The sequence below is a fragment of the Streptomyces sp. ICC1 genome, assembly GCF_003287935.1.
Classification (GTDB): Bacteria; Actinomycetota; Actinomycetes; order Streptomycetales; family Streptomycetaceae; genus Streptomyces; species Streptomyces tritrimontium.
Window position 1 is genome coordinate 7,318,919 of sequence record NZ_CP030287.1, and the last position, 24,542, is coordinate 7,343,460.

At 72.4% G+C, this 24,542-nt stretch carries 14 protein-coding genes and 9 pseudogenes; 13 read left to right on the forward strand and 10 right to left on the reverse strand.

The features are described 5' to 3' along the window. Positions 1-36: 36 nt before the first annotated feature. Positions 37-297 carry a mycoredoxin gene (locus DRB96_RS34175; protein ID WP_112451930.1) on the reverse strand — a complete coding sequence of 87 codons (261 nt, stop codon included), beginning with the start codon at positions 295-297 and terminating at the stop codon, positions 37-39. Positions 298-479: 182 nt separating this feature from the next. On the opposite strand from DRB96_RS34175, the gene DRB96_RS34180 reads away from it, so the two are divergent. The 5 genes from DRB96_RS34180 to DRB96_RS34200 all read left to right on the forward strand — a co-directional run bounded on the left by DRB96_RS34180 (position 480) and on the right by DRB96_RS34200 (position 4,409). Next, positions 480-2,657 (forward strand): ATP-dependent DNA helicase UvrD2, encoded by a 2,178-nt coding sequence (locus DRB96_RS34180; protein WP_204357885.1) that lies wholly within the window; start codon positions 480-482, stop codon positions 2,655-2,657. Positions 2,658-2,825: 168 nt separating this feature from the next. Continuing rightward, the gene (locus tag DRB96_RS34185; protein ID WP_112451932.1) at positions 2,826-3,167 is read left to right on the forward strand and encodes a hypothetical protein; all 342 of its coding nucleotides are present in this window, start codon (positions 2,826-2,828) and stop codon (positions 3,165-3,167) included. A gap of 196 nt (positions 3,168-3,363) precedes the next feature. Then, complete coding sequence (locus tag DRB96_RS34190; RefSeq protein WP_112451933.1) at positions 3,364-3,735, forward strand: WhiB family transcriptional regulator; 372 nt, start codon at positions 3,364-3,366, stop codon at positions 3,733-3,735. Further along, positions 3,732-4,064 (forward strand): hypothetical protein, encoded by a 333-nt coding sequence (locus DRB96_RS34195; protein ID WP_112451934.1) that lies wholly within the window; start codon positions 3,732-3,734, stop codon positions 4,062-4,064. Before DRB96_RS34190 ends, DRB96_RS34195 begins: the two co-directional genes overlap by 4 nt. Positions 4,065-4,202: 138 nt before the next feature. Beyond that, a complete protein-coding gene (locus tag DRB96_RS34200; RefSeq protein ID WP_112451935.1) occupies positions 4,203-4,409 on the forward strand; it encodes a hypothetical protein in 207 nt (68 codons plus the stop codon). A gap of 40 nt (positions 4,410-4,449) precedes the next feature. Here DRB96_RS34200 and DRB96_RS34205 read toward each other — a convergent pair whose 3' ends face one another. Together DRB96_RS34205 and DRB96_RS34210 are read right to left on the reverse strand one after the other, a co-directional pair. Next, complete coding sequence (locus DRB96_RS34205; RefSeq protein ID WP_112451936.1) at positions 4,450-5,781, reverse strand: AarF/ABC1/UbiB kinase family protein; 1,332 nt, start codon at positions 5,779-5,781, stop codon at positions 4,450-4,452. A gap of 93 nt (positions 5,782-5,874) precedes the next feature. Next, positions 5,875-6,483, reverse strand: a pseudogene (locus DRB96_RS34210) (ThiF family adenylyltransferase); the annotation flags it as partial. 524 nt (positions 6,484-7,007) lie between these two features. Here DRB96_RS34210 and DRB96_RS34215 point away from each other — a divergent pair. Then, positions 7,008-8,213, forward strand: a pseudogene (locus tag DRB96_RS34215) (IS701 family transposase); the annotation flags it as partial. A 659-nt stretch (positions 8,214-8,872) separates the two neighbouring features. Here DRB96_RS34215 and DRB96_RS34220 read toward each other — a convergent pair. After that, on the reverse strand, positions 8,873-9,082 hold the full coding sequence (locus tag DRB96_RS34220) for a hypothetical protein (protein ID WP_112451937.1): 210 nt from the start codon (positions 9,080-9,082) through the stop codon (positions 8,873-8,875). A gap of 117 nt (positions 9,083-9,199) precedes the next feature. On the opposite strand from DRB96_RS34220, the gene DRB96_RS34225 reads away from it, so the two are divergent. Together DRB96_RS34225 and DRB96_RS34230 are read left to right on the forward strand one after the other, a co-directional pair. Continuing rightward, positions 9,200-11,617, forward strand: a complete 2,418-nt coding sequence (locus DRB96_RS34225; RefSeq protein WP_112451938.1) for an NACHT domain-containing protein — start codon at positions 9,200-9,202, stop codon at positions 11,615-11,617. Between the two features lie 74 nt (positions 11,618-11,691). Beyond that, positions 11,692-11,874 (forward strand): annotated as a pseudogene (locus tag DRB96_RS34230) (IS5/IS1182 family transposase); the annotation flags it as partial. On the opposite strand, the gene DRB96_RS34235 reads toward DRB96_RS34230, so the two are convergent. Continuing rightward, positions 11,871-12,605, reverse strand: a complete 735-nt coding sequence (locus DRB96_RS34235; protein ID WP_112451939.1) for a thioredoxin domain-containing protein — start codon at positions 12,603-12,605, stop codon at positions 11,871-11,873. The pseudogene DRB96_RS34230 and the gene DRB96_RS34235 overlap by 4 nt on opposite strands. An 80-nt stretch (positions 12,606-12,685) precedes the next feature. Here DRB96_RS34235 and DRB96_RS34240 point away from each other — a divergent pair. Next, positions 12,686-13,592, forward strand: a pseudogene (locus DRB96_RS34240) (transposase); the annotation flags it as partial. Between the two features lie 72 nt (positions 13,593-13,664). On the opposite strand, the pseudogene DRB96_RS46400 reads toward DRB96_RS34240, so the two are convergent. Then, positions 13,665-13,991 (reverse strand): annotated as a pseudogene (locus tag DRB96_RS46400) (zinc ribbon domain-containing protein); the annotation flags it as partial. A gap of 31 nt (positions 13,992-14,022) precedes the next feature. Beyond that, positions 14,023-14,793, reverse strand: a pseudogene (locus tag DRB96_RS45320) (recombinase family protein); the annotation flags it as partial. 304 nt (positions 14,794-15,097) lie between these two features. Between DRB96_RS45320 and DRB96_RS34250 the strand changes: the two are divergent. Both DRB96_RS34250 and DRB96_RS34255 read left to right on the forward strand, forming a co-directional pair. Next, positions 15,098-15,256 (forward strand): annotated as a pseudogene (locus tag DRB96_RS34250) (IS5/IS1182 family transposase); the annotation flags it as partial. A 291-nt stretch (positions 15,257-15,547) separates the two neighbouring features. After that, positions 15,548-15,940 (forward strand): annotated as a pseudogene (locus DRB96_RS34255) (IS110 family transposase); the annotation flags it as partial. An 8-nt stretch (positions 15,941-15,948) separates the two neighbouring features. Here the strand turns inward: DRB96_RS34255 and DRB96_RS34260 are convergent. Further along, positions 15,949-16,308 (reverse strand): annotated as a pseudogene (locus DRB96_RS34260) (transposase); the annotation flags it as partial. On the opposite strand from DRB96_RS34260, the gene DRB96_RS34265 reads away from it, so the two are divergent. Further along, positions 16,291-17,304 (forward strand): 2-oxoglutarate and iron-dependent oxygenase domain-containing protein, encoded by a 1,014-nt coding sequence (locus tag DRB96_RS34265; RefSeq protein ID WP_112451940.1) that lies wholly within the window; start codon positions 16,291-16,293, stop codon positions 17,302-17,304. The pseudogene DRB96_RS34260 and the gene DRB96_RS34265 overlap by 18 nt on opposite strands. A gap of 66 nt (positions 17,305-17,370) precedes the next feature. Here the strand turns inward: DRB96_RS34265 and DRB96_RS34270 are convergent, their stop codons facing one another. Further along, positions 17,371-18,618 (reverse strand): serine/threonine-protein kinase, encoded by a 1,248-nt coding sequence (locus tag DRB96_RS34270; RefSeq protein ID WP_112451941.1) that lies wholly within the window; start codon positions 18,616-18,618, stop codon positions 17,371-17,373. 208 nt (positions 18,619-18,826) lie between these two features. Further along, positions 18,827-20,623 carry a serine/threonine-protein kinase gene (locus DRB96_RS34275; RefSeq protein ID WP_112451942.1) on the reverse strand — a complete coding sequence of 599 codons (1,797 nt, stop codon included), beginning with the start codon at positions 20,621-20,623 and terminating at the stop codon, positions 18,827-18,829. A 440-nt stretch (positions 20,624-21,063) separates the two neighbouring features. Here DRB96_RS34275 and DRB96_RS34280 point away from each other — a divergent pair, with 440 nt between their 5' ends. Continuing rightward, entirely contained in the window at positions 21,064-24,384 is a 3,321-nt protein-coding gene (locus DRB96_RS34280; protein WP_112451943.1) for an FHA domain-containing protein, read from the forward strand. Positions 24,385-24,542 lie beyond the last annotated feature (158 nt).

Genomic DNA, 24,542 nt, shown 5'->3' on the forward strand with positions numbered 1-24,542 from the left:
GGGCCTTTCCTGTGCGCGCGGCGGGGCGGGCGCCGGTCAGACGGCGAGGGCCTGCTTGACCTGGGCCAGCGACGGGTTGGTCATGACCGACTCGCTGCCCGCGGAGGACGTCACGAGCACGGTGGGAACCGTCTGGTTGCCGCCGTTCGCCTTCTCCACGAACGCCGCGGACGCCGGGTCGAGCTCGATGTTGATCTCGGTGTAGGCGATGCCCTCGCGGTCCATCTGGCTCTTGAGCCGGCGGCAGTAGCCGCACCAGGTCGTGCTGTACATCGTGACCGTGCCCGTGTCCTGCATGCTGCGCTCTCCTCTGTGAAGGCTCGTTGGTCCGAGTACTCGAACGCACGGGACCGCGCCGCCATTCCCCCGCGCGGCCCCTCGTCCGTGAGCGGGCCGCTCCCGGTCCGTAAATACGACCGCACCCGCGAGCCTGTGGACGAGTTTCCCGCCCTCCCCACGAGACCTGGCAGCATGGCGGGGTGACATCAGCAACGCACTCCTCATCCTTCACGGCCGGCGCCGACTCGGCCGACGCGGTGCTCCTGGGCCTGGACCCGGAGCAGCGCGAGGTCGCGACGACCCTGCGCGGGCCGGTGTGCGTGCTGGCCGGAGCGGGCACCGGCAAGACCCGGGCGATCACCCACCGCATCGCCTACGGGGTCCGCTCGGGGCAGCTGATGCCGGCGAGCGTGCTGGCCGTCACCTTCACCAACCGCGCCGCCGGAGAGATGCGCGGCCGCCTGCGCGAGCTCGGCGCCGGCGGGGTGCAGGCGCGCACCTTCCACTCCGCCGCGCTGCGCCAGCTCCAGTTCTTCTGGCCCAGGGCGGTCGGCGGCGATGTGCCCCGGCTGCTGGAGCGCAAGATCCAGTTCGTCGCGGAGGCCGGCGCCCGCTGCCGCGTCCGCCTCGACCGGAACGAGCTGCGCGACGTCACGGGCGAGATCGAGTGGGCGAAGGTCACTCAAACAGTGCCCGCGGACTATCCGGCGGCCGCCGTCAAATCGGGCCGCGAGGCCCCCCGGGACCTGGCCGAGATCGCCCAGATCTACGGGATGTACGAACAGCTCAAGCGTGACCGCGGCATGATCGACTTCGAGGACGTGCTGCTCCTCACCGTCGGCATCCTGCAGGACCGCCACGACATCGCCGAGCAGATCCGCACCCAGTACCAGCACTTCGTGGTCGATGAGTACCAGGACGTCAGCCCGCTCCAGCAGCGCCTGCTCGACCTCTGGCTCGGCGAGCGCGACAGCCTCTGCGTCGTCGGCGACGCCAGCCAGACCATCTACTCCTTCACCGGCGCCACCCCCGACCACCTGCTGAACTTCCGCACCAAGTACCCGCAGGCCACCGTGGTCAAGCTGGTGCGCGACTACCGCTCCACCCCGCAGGTCGTGCACCTCGCCAACGGCCTGCTGAACCAGGCCAGGGGGCGCGCGGCCGAGCACCGCCTCGAACTGGTCTCCCAGCGCGAGCCCGGCCCCGACCCGGTCTACGCCGAGTACCCCGACGAGCCCGCCGAGGCCGAGGGCGTCGCCCGCCGGATCCGCGACCTCATCGCCGCCGGCGTCCCGGCCGGCGAGATCGCCGTGCTCTACCGCATCAACGCCCAGTCCGAGGTCTACGAGCAGGCCCTCGCCGATGCCTCGGTCCCCTACCAGCTGCGCGGCGCCGAGCGCTTCTTCGAGCGAGGCGAGGTGCAGAAGGCGATCCTCGCGCTGCGCGGAGCCGCCCGCTCCGGCGGCAACGACCCCCTGCTCGACGACGTCGTGGAGCTCGGCTCCCAAGTCCGGGCCGTGCTCAGCTCGACGGGCTGGACGGGCGAGCCGCCCGCCGGCTCCGGCGCCGTGCGCGACCAGTGGGAATCGCTGGCCGCGCTGGTCCGGCTCGCCGAGGACTTCGCCCGCGCCCGGCCCGGCGCCAACCTGTCCGACCTGACCGCCGAGCTCGATGAGCGCAAGGCCGCCCAGCACGCGCCGACCGTCCAGGGCGTCACCCTCGCCTCGCTGCACGCGGCGAAGGGCCTGGAGTGGGACGCGGTGTTCCTCGCCGGCCTGACCGACGGCATGATGCCGATCACTTACGCCAAGACCGACGAGCAGATCGAGGAGGAGCGCCGGCTGCTCTACGTCGGCGTCACCCGGGCCCGGCACCACCTGACGCTCTCCTGGGCCCTCTCCCGGGCTCCGGGCGGCCGGGGGTCCCGACGGCCCAGCCGCTTCCTGAACGGCCTGCGGCCGGGCTCCGTGGCCCCGGGAACCGCGGCGGGCGGCGCGGGCGGGCCCGCCGGCACGGGACCGGCCCGCAAGCGCGGCCGCCGCGGCCCGGTCCTGTGCCGGGTCTGCGGCAAGACGCTGACCGAAGCCGGCGAGCTGAAGCTGATGCGCTGCGAGGACTGCCCGTCGGACATGGACGAAGGGCTCTACGAGCGGCTGCGCGACTGGCGCGCCGTCCAGGCGAAGGAACAGGGCATGCCCGGCTACTGCGTCTTCACGGACAAGACGCTGATGGCGATCGCGGAGGCCACGCCCGCCGAGCCGGGGGAGCTCGCGATGATCTCCGGAGTGGGTGCGCGCAAGCTCGAGCGGTACGGAGCCGATGTGCTGGCCATCTGCGCAGGTGGGGAGCCGGAGGGGGCGGATCCTGACGGCGCGTAGAAACTCGTCGGAAAAATAGTTTGCACATGCCCAGCGAATCCCCATAGGTTCTTAGCAACGGAAACGGTGGCTTCTCCGAAGCCCCGGATCCGTGCTGTACTTATCCGAATACGCATGGGACCAGGCCTCCGGGCCGGGTCCCCGAGACGCCGAGAGGAGGCGAGACCAGTGACCAGCTTCATCACCACCACCAAAATGACCGATCGCTCGGTTGCCGCTTCCTGCACGCTCGGCTCCTCCACGCTTGCTGCCCTCAGGGGTACCGGTCTGTCCGCGATCTGCGCCGGCAGCCCCGCCCTGATCGCCGCCCCCGTGGCGCTGCTGGTCAGTGAGCGCAATGAGCGACCGGCGCAGGCACCGGTGGCAGTACTGGCAGCAGAAGCGCAGGCGCATGGCGCCTATGGCTTTGCGGCCGCAGCCGGTGCCGGATCCAAGACGAAGCAGACGAAGAAGCAGCACCACCTGATGTGGGCCCACCGCGGGCTTGAACCCTGGAGTGATCCAGTCTGATCGCATGATCAGACCGGCGCCTTCAGGGCCGCGGAACCCCACCCGGGATCCGCGGCCCTTCTGTTTGTCCCCGAACAGGGGGCGACGGAGCGAAGGGGCCTCGGGACTGGCAAGTCAGTCGGTGTGACGAGGTAGACCAGCAGCCCCGGCCGACCGGCCGGAACGACCAGACGCAAAAGACGAGGAAGAAACCACCGTGCAACTCGAAGCGCACGCCCCGTCCGTACCGAAGTCCCAGACCCTCTCCCCGCCCGCAGTCCCGGAGGACTCCACCTTGACTCCCCTCACCGCGCTGACCGCGCTCGACGACGCCATCGAGAACCTCGGCGTACCCGTCGCCTGTCGCACCTACGACCCCGAGGTCTTCTTCGCCGAGTCCCCGGCGGACGTCGAGTACGCGAAGTCCCTCTGCGGCACCTGCCCGCTGGTCGAGGCCTGCCTCGCCGGTGCGCTCGAGCGCCGCGAGCCCTGGGGTGTCTGGGGTGGCGAGCTCTTCGTCCAGGGTGTCGTCGTAGCCCGGAAGCGTCCCCGTGGCCGTCCGCGCAAGAACCCGGTTGTCGCGGCATGACCGCCAACGGAACCATCGACCGCCCCCTCACGCGCGACCCCCTGAAGCAGGCCCTCATGTCCCCCCACGCCACCACGAGCGAGCAGCCGCACGGCTCCGCCACCGCAGACTTCATCACCGCCGGCGCGATCACCTCGCGCCAGAACAGGACCCGCGAAATGCAACTCATCCCAGAAGCCATGGCTCGTGCCCATATGGCCGACCGTATGCGTGAGGTCGACGGCGAGCGTCGCGCCCTGCGCGTGGTCGCCGCGCGGCGCATGCAGAAGCGAGCCGAGCGCGTCTCGCTGCGCGCCCGGCGCGCGCTGGCCATGGCCGTCATGCACTAAGAGCGCAAAGGAAGCAGCGCCACAGGCAGCAGGGAGCGTCCGCTCCCGCTGAGACACCCGGGGGGACCGGTCCGAACGGACCGGTCCCCCCGGTGCGTTGCGGACCGCCTCCCGCCCCGGCGGGGATATCGTCTGGAGGTGGACCAGCCGAAGCCCCGCCCGGCCCCGCCGGGAACCGAGGCCCCGCCCGTCGACTGTGCGCGCTGCGGCGCCCAGGCCCCGGCCGGCGCCCCACCCACCTGGACCTGCTCCGTGGAGAACGGGACCAGACAGTACTTCTGCGTCGACTGCGCGCGCGCCAACCTCCGCGCCATCGAGAGCCGGCTCGACTCCGCCTGGTGGTGAGTGCCGGCCGCGCCCCCCGAGGAAGACGCGGCCGGTCCGCTCAGTCCTCCACGGGCCGGAACCCGGGCAGCCAGGAGTCCAGTTCGTCGCGGAGCCGGACCGTCGCACCCAGCTGGCACAGCACGCCGATCGTGCTCAGCGTCACCCGGTGGATCAGCAGGTACGAGGGCGGCAGGTTGATCTGGCGCCCCAACTGGTGGGCGGGGGAGCGGGGATCGGCGATCCGCGCCGCCTGGCCGCGCAGCCACGGCCGGGTGAAGGTGAACTCCTCGGCCTCGGCGGGCTCGAGCATCGGCTTCAGGTAGTCGAGCACCGCGTCGGGATCCAGCTTGATGGACTCGCGCACGAACCCCTCGCCGCGCAGGTGCCCGTAGACCCCCTCGGCGTCACCGTCCAGTCCCAGCCGCAGCGAGGTGCCGATCGACTTGGGCCAGCCGCCCGGCAGCCGGTCGACCGTCCCGAAGTCCAGTACGCCCAGCCGGGTCCGGCCGTCCGCCCCGGACACCAGCCGGAAGTTGCCGGGGTGCGGATCGGCGTGCAGCAGACCGGTGCGGGCGGGGCCGGAGAAGAGGAACCGGGCCAGCAGCTGCCCGGCGCGGTCGCGCTCCTGTGGGGTGCCGTCGGCTATGACCTCCGACAGCGGGGTCCCTTCCATCCACTCCGTCACCAGCACCTGGTCGCCCTGGTGCACGACGTCCGGCACGAGCACGTCCTCGTCGCCGTCGAAGGCGTCCGCGTGCGTCCGCTGCGCCTCGGCCTCGAGCTCGTAGTCCAGCTCCTCCGAGACCCGGTCGCGCAACTCCTTGATGAGCGGCTTGATGTCCATGCCCGGGATCAGCGGACCCAGCAGCCCCGCGAACCGGCCCAGCTGCTTCAGGTCCGACAGCAGCGCCTCGCCGGCCCCCGGGTACTGCACCTTGACCGCCACCTGCCGGCCGTCGTGCCACACCGCCCGGTGCACCTGCCCGATCGAGGCCGCCGCGGACGGCTTGTCCTCGAACTCCTCGAACAGCTCCCGCCAGTCCGCGCCCAGCCGCTCCGCCAGCACCTGGTGGACGGTCGCCGCGGGCAGCGGCGGGGCCGCCTCCTGCAGTTTGGTCAGCGCCGCACGGTAGGGGCCGGCGACCTCCTCGGGCAAGGCCGACTCGAAGACCGAGAGCGCCTGCCCGAACTTCATGGCGCCCCCCTTCAGCTCGCCCAGCACGCGGAACAACTGCTCGGCGGTGCGCTGCTGGAGCTCGCGCGCCACGATCTCCGCCGACTTGCCCCCGATCCGCTTGCCGAGCCCCCACGTGGCCCGCCCGGCGATGCCGAGCGGCAGCGCGGCCAGCTTGACGGTACGGGTGACCGCCTTCCGGGGAAGATCAGACATACGCCCCTCCAGTTCCCAGACAGCTGAGCCGCGAGCGGCGCTTCGGGAGAGCCCCGACGGCCTTGGACGGCACCTCGGTCACGAGCAATCCTGTCATGGCCCCCTCCGCGTCCCGGAGCCCGATCCCACAGTCGTGCCGAGCGGTGCTCCCGCGGTCGACTCCATCCCGACAGACTCCGGGCCTCCGCTCGCGCCGCACGGGCAGTCGGGGTGGAGGAGCACCGGGTTCGGCTGCCAGTGCAGGGCGGGCAGGGAGGCCTCCCAGCGGGTGGCCGTGGAGGCGGGCAGCTCCCCGTCGAGGAAGGACAGCGCGTGGGCCGCGGCCAGCCCGGCCACCGCCGTGGACAGGCCCAGATCGCAGGCGCCGACGCTCCGGCGGCGGTGGGCCGAGCGCCACTGGACCAGCATCCGCGGCCAGGCCGGATCCCGCTCCACCCGGTCGCGCTCCATGCACCCGGCGCAGGCCGTGGCTCCGGGGAGCACCAGCGGCCCCACCAGCCCGGTCCCCTCCAGCACCCCCGCGTACAGATGGGGGGTGCCGGTGGCGATCCAGTCGGCCGCGGCCTGCGGGTCGGGGGCCCAGGCGTGCAGCCCGTCCCGGGGCGCGACCACCACCAGCGACAGCCCCGGCTCCGGCCCGCCCTCCTCCCCGGTCCGCGGCCCACGGCCGGGGGCCGCCTCCCCCACCGCCGTCCGCGCCGCCCCGGCGCGCAGCCGGCCCACCCTCTGTCCCTTTTACACATCTCCCAGCCCACGAGACTAGGCATGCTCTCGTACGCCGTCTCTCGGCGCAGGCGGCCCGCTCCCACGCCTCCCGGGCCCGGGCGCGGCCGGATGGATCTGCGAGCGCGTACCGCACCCCGCCGGAGCACCCGGATGCGATCCCGGAATGCGCATCCATCAGCCGGACTGCCGGGCGATCGAAGGGACCATCGGCGGGACGTTCACCACCGAGCAAGCCCGATGGGTGGTGGCACGCGACCCATCGCCAGCGCCTGCGACGCCTGCCCAGCACACAAAACCTTGACCAGCCCGAAGGAGCAGAGACCGCGGACCGCCTGACCGGCCCCGGGGTCCTGCCGCGCCCCACCGCGCGCCCGGTACAGCAGCGGGGCCGCCACCGAATCCGGTGACGGACCCGTGCTGCTGTACCGGCTCGGCGCCGGCTAGTAGTGCTTTGTTAGCTGGTCTTGTCACGTTGGGTGTCTGGTAGTTCGCTGGTTGGTATGAGGGCTGGGGAGCTTGCTGCGGTTCGGGTCCGGTTAGAGGAGTTCGCCTCCGAGGTGTTCGCGCCGCTGGTGCGGCGGGACCAGCGTGAGAAGGGCTTGCTCTATGTGCGGGGGCTGTTGCTGGACGGCCGGCGGAAGTCGATGCAGCCGATGGCCGAACGCCTCGGCATCGATCACCAGCGGTTGCAGCAGTTCATGACGTCCTCGCCCTGGCCGGTCGAGGACGTGAGAGCCCGGCTCGCATGGCGGGCCGTGGCCGCGGTGCGGCCCGAGGTGTGGGTCGTGGACGACACCGGCTTCCCCAAGGACGGCACCGCCTCGCCCGGGGTGGCCCGCCAGTACTCGGGCACCCTGGGCAAGGTCGGCAACTGTCAGATCGGCGTCAGCGTCCACGCCGCCACGGACACGGCCTCCTGCCCGCTGTCCTGGCGCCTGTTCCTACCTGCGAGCTGGGACAGCCCGGAAGCCGAGGCCCGCAGGCGAGCCTGCAAGATTCCCGATACCGAGCACCACCGCGCCAAGTGGCAGCTCGCGCTGGACATGCTCGATGAACTCGACGGCATCGCTCTGCGGCCCGCCGCACTGGTCGCGGACACCGGCTACGGCGCGAACGCGGACTTCCGCCACGGCCTCGAAGACCGGGGACTGGCCTACATCCTGCAGGTGAAAGTCGAGATGACCGCCCACGGCGAGGAGGCCGAACCACACCAGCCCGCATACGGCGGACTGGGGCCCAGGCCGCTGCCCCGTTACCGCACCAGGCCGGTCTCCTTGCGCGACCATGTGCTGGCCGCCGGCCGACGGGCGGGACACACGCTGACCTGGCGCAAGGGATCGAAAGCGGCGATGAGCTCGCACTTCGTGCTCCTGCGAGTCCGCCTCGCGGGCCGCCGGCCCAAACCCGCCGCCGACGGGACGATCCCCCTCACCTGGCTGATCGCGCAGTGGCCCGAAGGCGAGAGGGAACCGGTGAAGTACTGGATCTCGAACCTGCCCGCCGACATTCCCGCCAAGGACCTGGTACGTCTCGCCAAGACCCGCTGGCGGATTGAGCACGACTACCGCGAACTGAAGACCGTCCTGGGCCTGGACCACTTCGAGGGCCGCTCCTTCACCGGCTGGCACCGCCACGTCACCCTCGTCACCGCCGCCCACCTCTTCCTCACCGAACAGCGGAGGACCCCAAAAGTCCCTGCCAGGGCCTGCCCCTCTACCAGGCCCTGGACCTCCTCCACCACCTCATCGCCACCTGGACCGGCACCTGCCCCACCTGCCGACAACCCATCCCAAGACAGGCCTACAACAACACGTAACAAAGCACTACTAGGGCCTGGTCCGGCAGGACGACACATCCTTGACGACCGCCTCGCAGGCTACAAGGCCCGCCGCGAGCTGTGCTGGGGTCGCGGCGCCGCTCACGTCGAGCTGCTGCACCGCGGCCCGCGCTGCGGACCGAGTCACGAAGTTGAAGCAGTCCCCGTGCGTCAGCACGATGTCGGCCGCCGCTCTGACCTTGACCGACCTCACCCCGTCGTCCGAATCCAGCTTCGACCACTGGCCGAAGAGATCCTCAGCTGCTTGCCGGACCTCTGCGCAGGACGGCTCGTCCCGGCTACCCGTCCGGTCCCCCACCACGAATCCGCTCCCGGCCAGGACTACGGCACCAGCCGTGGCCATGGTGAGCGCCCACCCTCGTCTCATGGGTGATCACCCTAGGGCCTGTCCGACCATTCGAGTCAGGTCTGGCCCGATCCGCCGCGAATTATCAGACAGGTCCTAGCTGCGCACCGCAGAGCGTCACGCAACGAGAGGGATCGTCAGCACGGTGTCCCGTCCAAGAACGTAACCGCACAGGGCCCGGGTCACTCGAGCATTTGGAGGATCGTCAGCGTGAGGGTCGCGGCGAGGGTAAGGGTGCCGCCGAAGGCGATCGCCGCCCGGCCGATCGCCTGCGAGTGGCCAGCCCCGTCCCGGTGGGCCAGGTGACCCGCCGCCCAGCCCACCATCAGCGCGATGACTACGACGTTGGCCGCTGCGAGCAGGGTGACGGCCACCTTGGTCGAAGTGTTCATGAGGAGTCCCCATTTCCTGGTGCTGGGTGCTGACAGGGTGGACACTGCTCTCGAAAGGGTTCGCCGTGGTTCGGCTGAACCTTCCTGAACCGAAGCGGACCGTGTGCCGGGGGCGACGTGGCTCAGCAGGACGACTCCGAGGCCGCCGACGACACCGCCACGGCGACCGGACGTGACGCACTCGTCCTGCTACGCCAGTTACTGGAGCGGGGGCGGGCGACCCACAAGCTGACGAAGACCCAGTTGGTGGCCCGGACCGGACTGGGTAAGACCACCGTGATCCAGGCGTTCAGCATGAGTGCCCCGCCTCCCAGCGCGATCACGGTCGCGAAGCTGGCCGACTGTCTCAAGCTGAACCGGGACCGGCTCCTCGAACTGCACGCGAACATCACCGTGATGGTGCCGCCTCCGGTGGCCCCGGTCGCCGACGGCACCGGACCGGCCGGAGTGCCCCACCCTGACAGCACGTCGCCGGGAGGCGGCGGCACCGGCACCGGCACCGGTGACAACTGGACCGACGAGGCAGCGGCCCGGATTGCCAGCCAGGTCCTCGCCGACGAGACCGAACACGCCTCCCGACTGCTGGGACCCGGCGGACACCGGATCGACCTGGTGTTCCGGTGCGTCCCCGAGCTGGCCAACAACGCGGCCGGCGCCCAAGAGCGGGGGAACCTGCGCGATGCCCAGGCGTTCTACCTGGCGCTCCGGCCGGCCCGTCTGGTGATCACCGGCGAGCCGGGCGCCGGTAAGACCCTGCTGGCCATCCACCTGGTTCTGGCGCTGCTCTCGGACCGGACCCGGTCCCGGGCCGATCCGGTCCCGGTGCGCTTCTCGTTGGCGGGCTGGAGCCAGGGGCTCCCGCTCCAGCGGTGGCTGGCCGAACAGGTGGCCGACCGCTTCGCCGCCGAGGGCATCACCCGACGCCGGGCCGTTGCCCTGGTCAAGGGCCGCCGGATCCTTCCGGTGCTCGACGGCCTGGACGAGATGGACGCGGCCGACACCCCGCTCGCCCGCAGCCGCGCCTACCAGGTGCTGGAGGAGCTCAACTCCTACCAGGACGCACGGGGCAGCGCACCGGCCGTGCTCACCTGCCGCACCGAACTCTACGAACGGCTGACCCGACGCCAGGTGCGGGTGCGGGACGCGGCCCGCGTCCGCATCGAGGCGGTGTCCGCCATCAAGGCGGTGGCCTACCTCACCGACCGCACCGCCGCCCCCCAGCGCTGGCAACCGGTACTCAGCCACCTGGCGGAATCTGAACCGGGCGTCCTGGCCGCCGTGTTGAACACCCCATGGCGGCTGAACCTGGCAGCCACCGTCTACGAGCAGCGCGATGCCGAACTCGCCTACCGACGCGACCCGGCCGACCTGCTCGCCTTCACCTCCGCTGAGGAGGCGGGTGATCACCTGCTCGGGCTCTACCTCTCCGCAGCCTCGGCCTCGCACCCCACCGCTCCCGACCGCTACCCGGTCGAGGCCACCCGCCGCTGGCTCGGTGTACTGGCTGCCGGACCGGCCGCCGGGGCGCCGAAGACCGGGACGGACCTGTACCTGCACGAGCTCTGGCAGCTTATGCCCCGGCGGGTGCGGATCGCCGAGCTGCTGCTGGTCCTGCTGTGGGTCGCGGTCCTGTGCGGGTGGGTGCAGCTTGCGGAGCCCAAGGAGAGCGACGTATGGACGGTCTACACCGTGCTGCTCGCTGGGCTGCTCTGGCTGCGCGCCTGGAAGCGCCGTGTCGTGCCGCGCGCCGCACAGCTCGGGCGGCTGGGCACCGTCGCTGGACTGCGGCTGATGGGACGGCGCATCGTCGGAGCGGGCACGGCGGGCTTCCTGATCGGCTTCCTCGCCGCGGTCGCCGTGACCCTGGTCTGGGGCGTCGTCGACCTGGTGATGCTCTCCCTCGACCCGTTCAAACAGCTGGCGCTCCTGGTGGGCTGCACCGCGATCTTCGCGGGCGTGAGTCTTCCGGCCGGAATCCTCTTCGGTGTACTGAGTGCTCTGACAGGTCCGGTCACCTGGGAGCGCACGTCCGCGACGCCGACCGACTTCGGCCGGTGGGTCCGGGCGGAGAAATGGCGCAAGCTGACCTACGGCCGTTCGGCAGGCACGATCGTTGAGCCCCGCGCCGACCCGCACCATGCGATCCGCCACGACCTGCTGGTCGGGTTCGGCCTCATCCCCATGATGGTCCTGTCCGGTGGACTGGTGCTCACCCAGGTGGTCCAAATCAGCCTCGACTCCTGGACACTGACGCCCGGGGCGGTCGCCGTGTGCCTGGTCCTCGGCCTCCTGCTCGGCTTGTACTTCCTCACCGGGGCAGGCCGGCGCTACCTGGTGTTCCTGCTCTGCGCGCGCGGACAACTCCCCTGGCGGCTGGGCCGGTTCCTGCGCTGGGCCTACGGAGCGGGCCTGCTCCGGGTGTCAGGATCGGCCTACCAGTTCCGCCACCGGGAGCTTCAGGAGTGGCTCGGTGCGCACGGTCCGCGCCAACCCGGCAGCACCGCGACCGACCGGGCGAGTCGTGCTCATACATAGTGACCAGCACCTCGGAAGCGTTCAGTTGCGCCTCGATTAGCGGCTCGCCCCTCGGGCACCGCCCGCCCAACTTCGACCGCACCGCCGACCGCGACCGTAACGTCGTCGAACACTGCTTCCTCCGTCTCAAGCAGTTCCGTGCCATCGCCACGCGCTTCGACAAACTCGCCACCCGCTACCGCACCCGCTTCGTGCTGGCCTCATTCATCCTCTGGCTCCGAGAACCACCAACTGGCTATTTGTCAGACAGGTTCTAGCCCCGCGCGGACTTCAGGAGCTGGCCGAACGACCTCTCCTCGAAGAGCCAGGCGTACCGGGCGCCGGTGATCTGAGTGCCGTTGATGACGACCGTGGGAGTGCCGGGCCCGCGCGGGTCATCGCCGCCGGCTGCCTCGTACGCCTTCTCCGACGCCATGACGAAGTCGTTGTACTTCATCGTCGCCACCGCGGAGTCGAAGGCCTCGCTCCGCAGACTGGGGACCTGGTCGGCCAGGTACAGCAGGGAATTCGTGGTGTACCCGCCCGCGCGCTCGCTCTTGGCCATGTTCTCCATCAGCACCGTGTGGTACTCGGTGAAAAGGCCGGCGTCGAGCGCTGCGCGCAGCGCGTTGACCGCCCTTTTCGATCCGTCGCCGCCCACCCGGTCGTCCCTGAAGGACGCGAAGGTGTACTCGGTCTTGGCCTCGCGGCGCAGCGTCATCGCGCGGAGCACCGGCGCTCCGCCCGCCTCGAACTCGTCCACGTACGGGCAGCGCGGATCCTCGTACAGCCGGACCGTGGTTGCCGCTGCCGGGTCGCCCACCACGATCGTGGTGCCGTCCGCGGCCAGCGTCTCCGGCAGCTCGCCGACCGCCGCGTACGACACCGGCCGAGGTGTGCTTGCGCTCTTGGCGTCCGTGGACTGCGCCGTCTGCGCGCAGCCGGCCGTCAAGACGACGGCGATGGCGGCCACCGCCGACGCGACAGCCAGCCCTCGTATGCTTCTCACCTGCTAGGGCGTGTATTGAGTCGTGATCGGTTTGCCGGATCTGCCCTCGCTTCGAGGGCAGATCCGGTAGTCCGGTACACATGACGCGTGTGCAACTGACGGACGACGAGTGGGGGTTCGTCGAGCCGTATCTGCCGGTCGGTGAGTACGGCCCGTATCCAAAGCGGCTACGGCAGCAGTTCGAGGGTGTGATCTGGAAGTTCCGTACGGGAGCGCAGTGGCGGGAGATGCCGGGCCGGTTCGGCGCCTGGTCCACCGTGCACAACCGGTTCAGGCAGTGGCGGGACGCCGGAGTTTTCGAGGCGCTGCTGGAGGGGCTGATAGCCGAGGCGGCCGGGCGGGGCAGGGTGGATATGTCGCTGGTCAGCGTGGACTCCACGACGGTCCGCGCCCATCACGACGCGGCCGGAATGCGCCTGGAGGAGGACGTTTTGGACGCTCTGGAAAAGGCCGCCGTCGAGGCGGAGGCGGCCCGGCAAAAGGGGGCGGCGCGGCGGAACAAGACGGACACGGCGACGTCGCTGATCCCGGCCGGGCCGAACGGCGGCGCGTCCGGCGACGGCGCAAGCTCCGCTTGAACGCCGCTCTGCTCGGGCGCTCACGAGGCGGACAGACCAGCAAGATCCACCTGGCCGCCGACCGCCGCTGTCGGCCCCTGGCCCTGATCCTGACCGCAGGGCAGGCCGCGGACAGCCCGCAGTTCATCCCCGTGCTCAAGAAGGTACGGGTCCGCGGGCCCGTCGGCCGTCCCCGCACCCGGCCCGGCGCGGTCGCCGGGGACAAGGCCTACTCGTCCCGCGGCAACCGCGCCTACCTGCGCAAACGCCGCATCAAGGCAGTCATCCCGGAGAAGAAGGACCAGGCATCCAACCGGAAGAACAAAGGCCGCAGAGGGGCCGGCCGGTCACCCACGACGCCGACCTCTACAAGGAGCGGAACACCGTCGAGCGCCTGATCAACAAGCTGAAAGCCTGGCGAGGCATCGCCCAAGGCGGCCAGGACCTGCTGTTCGACGAAGGCGTCCACGCAGGCGGAGTTGAGGAGTTGGCAGGTCTTGTCCGCGCCGTAGTTGGCGACGTCGCGGGAGCACAGGTATTCGGGCAGGGCCATGCCGCGTTGGGTGTGGTAGCGCACGCTCATGCGCCGGTTGCAGCGTCCGCAGTGCACCAGTCCGGCGGCCAGTGCGGGCCCGTCCCGCACCGCGCCCATGGCTTCGGCGCGGGCACGGTTGGCCGCCAGCTTCGCCTCGTTGGCCTCGAACTGGGCGACGGTGATGTAGGCGGGCAGGACATCGGGGATCATCACGTGCCATCCGTCCCGGGAGCGGACGACCCGTCCGGTGCTGGGCCGGGTCCTCGCGGCGCGGGTCGACCCGGCGCCGCCCATAGGCGTAGATGCCGGCGTAGGCGGGATTGTGCAGCAGGGTCTGCAGGGTCATCCGGTTCGGTCGTCGCCATTCCAGGGTGCCCTTATCCGGCCCCTCGCGCAGGCGGATGCCCAACTGGATCTCGTTCTCGACCAGGTAGCGCAGTACTGCGTGCAGTGTGCCCAGGCGCTCGAACTGCGCGAATATGAGCCGGATCACGGTCTGGACCTGCTCGTCCGGGTCAAGGGCCACCTGACCGGAGGTGCGTCGGACGTAGCCACTGGGCAGGGCGAAGGCCAGCTCGCCGCGGCGGGCCTTGTTCAGACGCCCGCTCCACATCCGTTGCTTGATCAGGTGGAGTTCGGCCTCGCTCATCGTGCCCTTGAGTCCCAGCAGCAGCCGGTCGTTGTAGTCGGCCGGGTCATAGACGCCGTCGGTGTCCGCCAGGACCGCGCCCGACATAGCGCACAGTTCGATCAGCTGGTACCAGTCCTTGCCGGAGCGGGCCAGCCGGGACATCTCGATGCCCAGCACCAGTCCGACATGGTCCAGCCCGATCTCGGTGACCAGACGCTGGAAGCCGGTGCGGGCGACCGCGCTGGACCCCGACTTGCCCAGGTCCTCGTCGATCACCAGGATCCGGTCCGCCTGCCAACCCAACGCGAGCGCCCGGTCCACCAGGGCGTACTGCAACCGGGCCGACTCCTGGTGGCCAAGCACCTGCTGTCGGGTGGACTGGCGGATGTAGATCAGCGCCAGCCGCTGGAGGTGGCGGTCATCGATCTTGCTGCCGGACCGTTCCCACGGCATCACTGAACTCATTGCCGGTCCCGCTCATCCGTCGATGTCGCGACGGACAACAGGCGGCTCGCCAGCCGTGTCAACTGGCCAACCACCGCCTGCCGGTTCACTGCCGGCAGCACTTCCCACACCCGCCCTCCGGCGCCGCCGGAAGCGTTATCTGGGGCCAACGTCACTGTCGTCGCACATGACGACCCATTCCCCTCGCCGCCCAGCTTTCCTTCCAACCGCCGGGCCACGGCCACCAACCGCCGAAGGCCCTCACGACCGATTATCGGTGCCGTCCCGCACTCCTGACTATCCATAGGTGCAGTGTGATTGGGCCATGGAGAGAACGCTCGGATGGCTCATGAACCACCGCCGCCTGGCCCGCGACTACGAAGCTTGCCCCCACCGCTCCGAAGCCATGATCCACCTCGCAATGATCAACCTCATGACCCGCAGACTCACCGCCGAATCCACCCCCAGCTGGCGCGGCGCATGAACTACCCTCAACCCGGCAATCTGGGATGAAACAACGGGATGAAACGCCCTCTGAGCTTGTCCTACCTTCCAGACGTGGGCCTGAGGCGGTCATTCGTAAGATCGTCGGACCCCAGGGGCTCTGGGTATGGCTGTGAGCTTGTCGCCGTTGGATGGCTCAAAGACTTGGCCGCCCGGAGCCCCGCGACGACTCGACCGCTAATTGTGAAATGCGATTCGATCGCTGTGTAGGACAACGTCGGCGAGGTCGTCTGCGGGACTGCTGTTGGACGACGAGCTGGCGGAGGTGACCGTGCCCCAGATCTGGGCCGGCGTGGACATCGGCAAGGAACATCACCACTGCGTGGTGATCGACACGGAAGGCGAACGCCTGCTGTCACGGCGTGTCCTCAACGACGAGACAGAGCTGCTCGAGCTGATCAGCGACGTACCCGCTCTCTCCGAGGATGTGCTCTGGGCGGTCGACATCAACCACGGCGGGGCCGCCCTGCTGATCGGTCTCCTGCTCGGCCATGACCAGCCGATGGTCTACCTCACCGGCCTGGCCGTTCACCAGGCATCGGCCGCCTACCGAGGCCAGGGCAAGACGGACGCCAAGGACGCCTTCGTCATCGCCGACCAGGCCCGCATGCGCAAGGACCTCGGCGCACTCCGGCCAGGCGACGAGATAGCAGTCGACCTTAAGAAGTCATCTCATTTGGTGAGTCGGCGGTAGCAGATGAGAGTGCAGGCGATGCTGGCGAAGGCGAGAAAATGCTTTGCCTTGCGTTCAAAGCGGCGGTGTAGGCGGCGGCAGCCGGAGAGCCAGGCCATGGTGCGTTCGACGGTCCAGCGGTGGCGGCCCAGCCGCTGCGAGGATTCAACGCCTCGGCGGGCGATGCGGTGCCTGATTCCGCGTTCACGTAACCACCGTCGCAGGTGGGCGTGGTCGTAGGCCTTGTCCGCGTGCAGCTTGCCGGGTCGGCGCCGGCGGCGTCCGCGGCGGGATCGGATGGGCGGTATGCCGCGGACGAGGGGCTCAAGGGCCTGGCTGTCGTGCAGGTTCGCGCCCGAGCTCAGCACACCCTCCCGGTACTGGACCTCTCCCAGGCCGACGACCCCGCCCTGCGCGACTCCTTCCGCGGGCGACTGCACGCGGCCGCCCGGGACAGCGGCTTCCTGCACCTCACCGGGCACGGGGTCAGTGCCGCCGAGACCGCCCGCATCCTGGAGCTGACCCGGGCCTTCTTCGCGCTCCCGGAGGCCGACCGGCTGGCCGTGAGCAACCTGAACTCCCCGCACTTCCGCGGCTACACCCGCATCGGGCACGAGCTGACCGGCGGCGCCTCCGACTGGCGCGACCAGCTGGACGTGGGCGCGGAGCGGCCCGCGCCCGAGGTGGGCCCGGACGACCCGGCGTACCTGTGGCTGGAGGGGCCGAACCAGTGGCCCGCCGCGCTGCCCGAGCTGAGGGACGCGGTGCTGGGCTGGCAGTCGCGGCTCGCGGCGGTCGCCCACCGCCTCCTCCAGGAGCTGCTCGCCTCGATCGGAGCCCCCTCGGACTTCTTCGACGCGGCCTTCGCGGACCGGCCGCACCTGCACACGAAGCTGATCCGCTACCCCGGCTCCGCTCCGACGGGCACCGACCAGGGGGTCGGGGCCCACAAGGACTACGGCTTCCTGACCCTGCTGCTCCAGGACACGGTGGGCGGGCTGCAGGTGGTCCGGGACGGGGCCTTCCTGGACGTCCCTCCCCTGCCGGGCGCGTTCGTGGTCAACCTGGGCGAGCTGCTGGAGATCGCGACCGACGGCTATCTGACGGCGACCGACCACCGGGTGGTCAGCCCGCAGGGGGCGGTGGAGCGGTTCTCGGTGCCGTTCTTCTACAACCCGCGGCTGGACGCGGTGGTGGAGACGGTTCCCGGCGACTACCTGCGCTCCGCGCCGGGCCTCGCCCACGACGACGCCAACCCGCTGCACGCGGAGTACGGCCGCAACGAGCTGAAGGGCTGGGTCCGCGCCCACCCGTCGGTGGCCCGGCGCTGGCACCCGGAACTCGTGACCGTGTGACCGTATGACCGAGATCGTCGGCGGGGCGCTCCGGCCCCGCCGGCGTTCGAGGCGCGGGGTCCGCGGCTACGGGGCCGTCGAGCCCGACTGCTTGTTGTCCCGGGCCGGGGGCGCCGAGTCCGAGGAGACGGCGAGCCAGCTCCCGACCCCGACCGCGGCGGCCAGCGCGACGGTCGCGGCGGCCAGCGCCAGCCTTCGCTTGCGGACCGTCTCCGCCCGGTGCCGCGCGGAGCCCGGCCGGTGGCCGCCGGCCGGACGCGGGACCCGGGCGGTGCCCAGCGCGCCCCCCGCCAGCTCGTCCGGTCCCGGCACCCGCATCGAGGTGTGGGTGTCCCGGTTGGAGTCCGTCGAGGACCCGGGCACCAGCGGGACCACGCCCCGCCGCCGGACCGGGTCCGCGGCGGTCTCCGGTTCCGGCGACCGGTCCGGCTCCGGCTCGTCCGGCTCGTCCACGTCCAGCGGCGGCATGCCGGCCACCAGCGGCAGCAGGTCCCGCAGGCGCAGCGAGAGCTCCGAGGCGCGCAGGCGGGAGGCGGGGGCCTTCGCCAGGCACTGGACCATCAGCTGCCACAGCTCGTCGGGGATCCCGGGCAGCGGGACGACCGTCTCCGTCACGTGCCGGCGCAGGACCGCCCCGGGGTGCCCGCCGCCGAACGGCGTGAATCCCGCCAGCAGTTCGTACAGGACGGTGGCCAGGGCGTAGATGTCCACCGCGGCGCGCGGCGGCAGGCCCTCCACGATCTCCGGCGCCAGATAGTCCGGCGTCCCGATGATCCGGGTGGTGGGGGCGGACGCGCGGCCGCCGGTGGCCCGCCGCGGAGAGTCGATGAGTTTGGCCACGCCGAAGTCCGTGAGCAGCGCGGGGTGCGCGCCGCCCGGCCCGAGCGGGCCCTGCATGTCGAGCAGGACGTTCTCCGGCTTGACGTCCCGGTGGACGACCCCGGCCGCGTGCGCGGCGGCCAGCGCGTCCGCGACGTCGGCGACGATCGCGACGGCCGCCTCGGGGGCGAGCCGCCGCTCGCGGTCCAGGCGCGTGCGCAGGTCCGTACCGCGGACGAGGTCCATGACGAGGGCGAGGTCGTTGCCGTCCACGACGAGGTCGCGGACGCAGACGACGTGCGGGTGCTCCAGGCCGAGGAGCGCGCTGCGCTCCTGGACGAACCGTCCGACGAGCTCCTGGTCGGACGCGAGGTCCTCGCGCAGCAGTTTGACGGCGACGGGGCCGTCCGGCCCCTCGCCCAGCCATACCGTGCCCGCGCTGCCGCGCCCCAGGATCTGGTGCGCGGTGTACCGGCTGCCGATCTTCCGTGCCACGACTGCTCCCTCAGCGGCTGGCGTAAGTGCCAAAGCTACGCGGCCGGGTGGGGGTTGTAGTCCACGGATCGCGGCGACCTTCACTTCTGCGGGCGAAATCACGTCCCAGAAGTCGACAAATCCACGAAGTCAGCGGTACAGGGCCCGATTCGGGCCCCGAACCCGCGTCGCGGGACGTCGACTCAGGGACGCGACTCAGCGACGCGGCTCAGGGATTCGAGCCGCCTCCCGTGGCGTCACCGATCGTGCCGACCCAGTCGACGACGTCCGAGCCCCAGGTCCACACCTGGTCCCACCAGCCGCGGCCGGTGCCGACCCACTCCTGGAGCGGGGTCAGCTCCCAGACCAGCCAGCCCGCGACGAAGAACACCAGGATCATGACCAGGCAGCCCTTGAGGCAGCCCAGGCCCGGGATCCTCACCGGGTTCGCGCCGCGGCGGCGCGGCTCGCGGGGCTCCCGCTCGGCCGGCTGCCGCGGCGGACCCTGCGGGGGCTGCTGCTGGGGAGGCGGCTGGGGCTGGCGGTACTGCGGCTGCCCCTGCGGCTGCTGGTACTGCTGCGGCTGGTGCTGCTGCGGCTGGTGCTGCTGCGGCTGGTAGTGCTGCGGCGGCGGGGGCGCGTACTGCTGCTGCGGCTGCTGGTACTGCTGCTGCTGCGGCGGCGGGGCCTGCCGGTAGGGCTGCTGCTGCGGAGGCTGCTGCGGCTGGCGGTACTGGGGCGGCTGCTGCGGCTGCTGCGGCGGAGGCGCCTGGCGCTGCGGGCGGCGGCGCAGCGGGTCCTCGCTCGGGTCGAGGTACTGCATCTGCGTCTGCTCGTTGCGGTCGCGGGCGGCCTGCATCTGCGACTGCCAGGGGTGCGGCTGGTCCGGCCGCTGCACGGGCGGCAGCACGGAGGTCGCGTCCGCGACGGGACCGCCCTGGCCGCCCGGCCCGCCGGTGCTCGGCAGGACGGAGGTGGCGTCGGCCGCGCCGACCGGCGGCAGGACGCTGGTCATGCCGTTCGGGTCGTAGGCGCCCATCGGGGAGTTCCCGGCGCCGCCGGGCAGCATCTGGGTGGCGTCCGCGGCGCCCGGGGTCGCGGGGACCGGCGCGGGCGAGGGGTCGGGCGCGAGCAGGGCGCCGACGCCGAGCGCGGCCTCGACCTCGGCGGCGGTGGAGTGCACGCCGATGCCGGAGGCCACGACGCGCAGGCCGCGCGCCAGGCTCTGCGCGCTCGGGCGCTCGTACGGCTCCTTGCGCAGGCAGCGCTCGATGACCGTCCACAGGGGCTCGGGCACGTTCGCCGGCCGCTGCGGGTCCTCGCTGAGGTGGCGGTGCAGGACCTCGAGCGCGGAGCCTCCGGCGAAGGGCGGCCGGCCGGTGAGGAGTTCGTAGAGCAGGATGCCGGCGCCGTAGATGTCGACGGCCGAGGTCTGCGGGCGGCCCTCGGCGGACTCGGGGGCGACGTAGGCCGGGGTTCCGACGAACTCGTGCGTGCGCGTCAGGCCCGGGGAGTCGGCCAGGCGCGCGATGCCGAAGTCGGTGAGCATCGGCTTCATCTGGCCGTCGCGCTCGTCCAGCAGGACGTTGGCGGGCTTCAGGTCGCGGTGGACCACGCCGTCGGCGTGGCTGGCGGCGAGCGCGTCCGCGATCTGGGCGGTCAGCAGGCTCGCGGCGACCGGGGTGAAGGGTCCGTTCGCGCGCAGGTACTTGTGCAGGTCGGGGCCGTCGATGAGGTCCATGACGAGCGCCAGCAGATCGCCCTCGACGACGAGGTCGCGGGTGCGCACGATGTTGGGGTGGGTCAGGCGCAGCAGGACGGAGCGCTCGCGCAGGAAGCGCATGACGATGTCCGCGTCCTGGGCCAGCTCCTCCTTGAGGACCTTGATGGCCACGGTCTCGCCGGGGTGGCCGGCGACTGCCGCCTCCGCACCGGCTGCCTCCCGCTGGCGGGCGCGCCAGACGGTGCCCGTGGCGCCGCGCCCGAGCGGCTCCTCGAGCAGGTACTTGCTGCCGACTGGCCGCACGTCACGCGCTCCCTGCTGTTGGTTGCCGTAAGTCGATTCGGCGAATGGTTTTCCGGCCCACTCTAGGGGGTGCCCTGAGGGAAGACGCCGAGCGTGGGAGGTTGGTTGCCGTACCTGTGTACGGAGGGTGAGATTCGCGGTGTATGCCAGGGGCGATTTTCCCTGCCTTGCTGTCCTTATCCGACCGTCCCGGTCGCAGGTCCGGAGCGGGTCCGTGACCGATCAAGATCACTTGTTGGTGGGCGGCGGGCGTGTTGTGTACGACAGGTGCGAGGATGCACCCGTACGGAACGGCCGGGACGGGAGCCCCGCCTTCCGGGCAGACCTGACCGGACGACGCGTCCGTGCCGGGTGGGGGCGGACGGGCACGCATGGCATGTCCCGTGGATCCCTGCCGGGCGCATACACCGCGCACCGCGCAGAAGGGACCGCTGACGGCGATGCAGATCCGGCTGACCGTTCTCGGGTCGGGGTCGCGCAGCGGCCACCTGGCCGCCTCCACGACCGCCTCAGGCACGGGCTCCGGCACCGGGCCCGCCGGCTGCGACGTCCTCGTCACCGCACCCGCCGGCACCGCGCTGTCCGCGGTGGCCTCCGGACTCGCGGCGACCGTCGGCGGTCCCGACACCGGGGGCACGGTGGTGCTGTACGCCGGTACGGAGCGGCTCGATCCCGGGCGCAGCGTGCTCGGCGAGCCGCCCCTCGTGGACGGGGCGGTGCTCTCGCTGAACGTGCCCGGCCCGCACGTCCTCAGCGACGGTGAGACCGGGGACGGGCCCCAACTGCACGTCGTCGCCGGGCCGGACGCGGGCGGGGTGCACCTGCTGCACCCCGGGGCGATCCGGATCGGGCGATCCGCCGACGCGGACGTCCCGCTCGACGATCCCGACGTCTCGCGCCTGCACTGCACCGTCACGGTGCTGCCGGACGGGCGGGTGGCGGTGGCCGACCTCGGCTCGACGAACGGCACCACGCTCGACGGCGCGGTGGTCGGCGCGGACCGGGTGGCCCTGGCTCCCGGGGCGCTGCTGCGGGTCGGCGAGTCCACCCTCCGGCTGTCCGTCGGACCACCGCCGTCCCCCCTGCCCGTCACCCCCGACCTGGAGGGCCACCTCGCCCTCGCCCTGCCGGGCGGCCCCCGGCCGCAGCCGCAGCTCCCCGGCGCCGACGTGGGCGCCGACGCGAGCGGGGCCGGGCCGGGCGCGCCGGCCGCGGGGTCCGGTACGGTCCCGGGCCCCGGCGGGGACCCGCGCGAACGCTTCCCCCCCCCCTCCCCTTCCCCCGACACCGGGGCCGACAGCGGGGCCGGGTCCGGCACCGGGGCCGGGTCCGGCCGGGACCGCGTGTCCGGCGCCGAGGACCACCGCCAGGCGGGCTGGGAGACGCCCGACGCCGGGCGCCCCGGACCCGGATCCGGCGCCCCCGGCACGGAGCAGCACTCCGGCGGCCGAACCAGCGGGCACTGGCCCGGCGCAACGGGCGCGTCCGGCGCAACCGGTGTCGAGCACTACGGCGAGGCCGGCTGGGACAGCGCGCCCGGCCCGGCCCGCGGCGGCGGCACCGGGTCGGTGCGCACCGGTCCCGACGCCGGTCCCGACGCCGGCCGGGACACCGGGTCCGGCGCCCCGGACTCCGCCTCCGAGCCACGGCGCGGGGCCCGGCGCGGGATCGGGGCCTGGGCGCGGAAGTGGGTGCGCGGGGAGGAGCCCGCGGAGGCGGAGCCGCCCGCGGAGACCGCGTCGGTGGCCGCCGTCGCCGTACGGCCCGGATCCGACGATCCCGCCGCCCTGCTGCTCGCCGCCCTCGGCCCGGCCCCGAGGCTGTGGGCCGGGCCCCCCGGGCTCGAGGTCACGCTCGGCGCCGGCAGCAAGGTCGCGCTCCGCGAGTCCGGCGGGCTCGGCATCGCCGGCCCCCGGGCCCGGCTGACGGGCGTGGCCCGGTCGGTGATCGCCCAGCTCGCCGCCCTGCACGCACCCGGGCAGCGCCTGGAGGTCGTACTGGTCAGCACCGACCGGGCCCGCCCGCTCGCCGAACGCCGCCGCGACTGGGGCTGGCTCGGCTGGCTGCCCCACGTACGGCCCGCGCACGGACAGGACTGCCGGCTGCTGCTCGCGTACGACCGCGATCAGGCGGCCGCCCGCACCGGTGAGCTGACCCGCCGCCTCGACGACGGCCCGCTCGGCACCCACTGGGCCGCCGCCTCCCCGGACGCCGTCCGCGAGGCCTCGAACGGCTACCGCGGCCCGTACACCCTCCTCGTCCTCGACGGGGATCCCGGCCCCGGCGCCCTCAGGGACGTCGCCAGCAGGCTCGCCTCGCACGGGCCGGCCGGCGGGATCCACGTCCTGGCCCTCGCCGAGGCCCCCGCCGCGACACCGGCCTCGCCCGTCACCGAGACGTTCGAGACGGCCTGCGCCGCGTCCCCCGCCTTCCGGGACTGCGGCGCCGCCGCCCTGCTCAGCGGTGACGTGGCCACGGCCGTACGGACCTTCGCGGTCTCGGGCGGCAAACCGGCCGGGCCCGGCCGGGCGGCCACCGCCGACGCGGTCTCGGTGGCCTGGGCGGAGCGGTTCGCCCGCGCCCTGGCCCCCCTCAAGGCCGACTCCCCCGCCACCGAGGGCTACCGGCCGGCCGCCGCCAGCCTGCCCCAGACCTCCCGCCTGCTCGACGAGTTGGGGCTGGCCCGGGCCACCCCGGCCTCCCTGATGGCCCGTTGGGCCGCCGCCACCGACCAGGGTCAGCGCGTCGGCGGCCTCGCCGAGATCGTGCTCGGCACCGGCCGGCGCGGGCCGGTGGGCGCCGAACTCGTCACCGACGGACCGCACATGCTGATCGAGGGGCCCGCCGGCAGCGGCCGCACCGAGCTGCTGCGCTCCGTCGCCGCCTCCCTGTCCGCCGCCGCCCGCCCCGACCGGCTCGGCCTCATCCTGCTCGACGGGGCCGGCGGCGAGCGCGGCGACGGCCTGCTGCCCTGCACCGAGCTGCCGCACGTCTCGGCGCACCTGATCGCCTCGGACCCGCTGCGCATGCGGGAGTTCGCGCAGGCGCTGGGCGCCGAGCTCAAGCGGCGCTCGGAGCTCCTGGACGGGGTGCCGTTCGCCGAGTGGCACGCGCTGCGCGAGGTCTCCGACCGGATGGTCTCGCCCCGCCAGCCCACCCCCGGCGAACTGCGCGGCGACCTGGAGCCCCAGCGCTCCGGCACCCTGCGGCTGCGCTCCTCGGTCGCCCGCGCCGACCAGGCCGCGGGCCCGAGCCCGCTGCCGCGCCTGGTGGTGCTCGTGGACGACTACGACGCCCTGGTCGCTCCGGGTCTGGGCAGTACGGGCCGCCCCGCCGCCGGTTCGGTGGTCCGCGCGCTGGAGGCGGTGGCCCGCGAGGGGGCCCGGCTCGGTGTGCACCTGGTGGCCACCAGCGCCCGCCCGGACCGGACGGCCGACACCGAGCTGGCCCGGCTCACCACCCTGCGCGTGGAGCTCGACGCCCCCGACCAGCCGGGCCCCGGCCGCGGCCTGCTCCGGTACGCCGACGGCCGCGACGTCCCGTTCCAGGGCGGCCGGGTCACCGGCCGGATCCCCCGGACGGCGACCTTGCGGCCGACCGTGGTCCCGGTGGAGTGGGAGCGGATGGGCGATCCGCCGGCCCGCCGCCCGGTCCGCGAGCTGGGCAACGGACCGACCGACCTCGCCCTGCTGGCCAGCGCCCTGGACCGGGCCTCCCACCTGGTCGCGGCCATACCGGTGCTGTTCCCGCCGGCCCCCTGACCCCGCCCCTCCCGGCGGGGCCGGACGGGCCCCGGGGGCCGGTGGGCCGGTCGCGCGCACCGGTGCGCGGGCCCCGAGGCGGTATTGCGGGGGTGCTCGGGGCGGCGTAGACCTTGTGGCACGGGACACACCAGGGCCAGCGAGGCATCGGGGGCACA

Coding starts and splice junctions, on each gene's coding strand:
- DRB96_RS34175 (WP_112451930.1), bottom strand. CDS start 297: ATGCAGGACACGGGCACGGTCACGATGTACAGCACGACCTGGTGCGGC.
- DRB96_RS34195 (WP_112451934.1), top strand. CDS start 3,732: ATGACCGCCAACGGAACCATCGACCGCCCCCTCACGCGCGACCCCCTG.
- DRB96_RS34205 (WP_112451936.1), bottom strand. CDS start 5,781: ATGTCTGATCTTCCCCGGAAGGCGGTCACCCGTACCGTCAAGCTGGCC.
- DRB96_RS34220 (WP_112451937.1), bottom strand. CDS start 9,082: ATGAACACTTCGACCAAGGTGGCCGTCACCCTGCTCGCAGCGGCCAAC.
- DRB96_RS34280 (WP_112451943.1), top strand. CDS start 21,064: ATGCAGATCCGGCTGACCGTTCTCGGGTCGGGGTCGCGCAGCGGCCAC.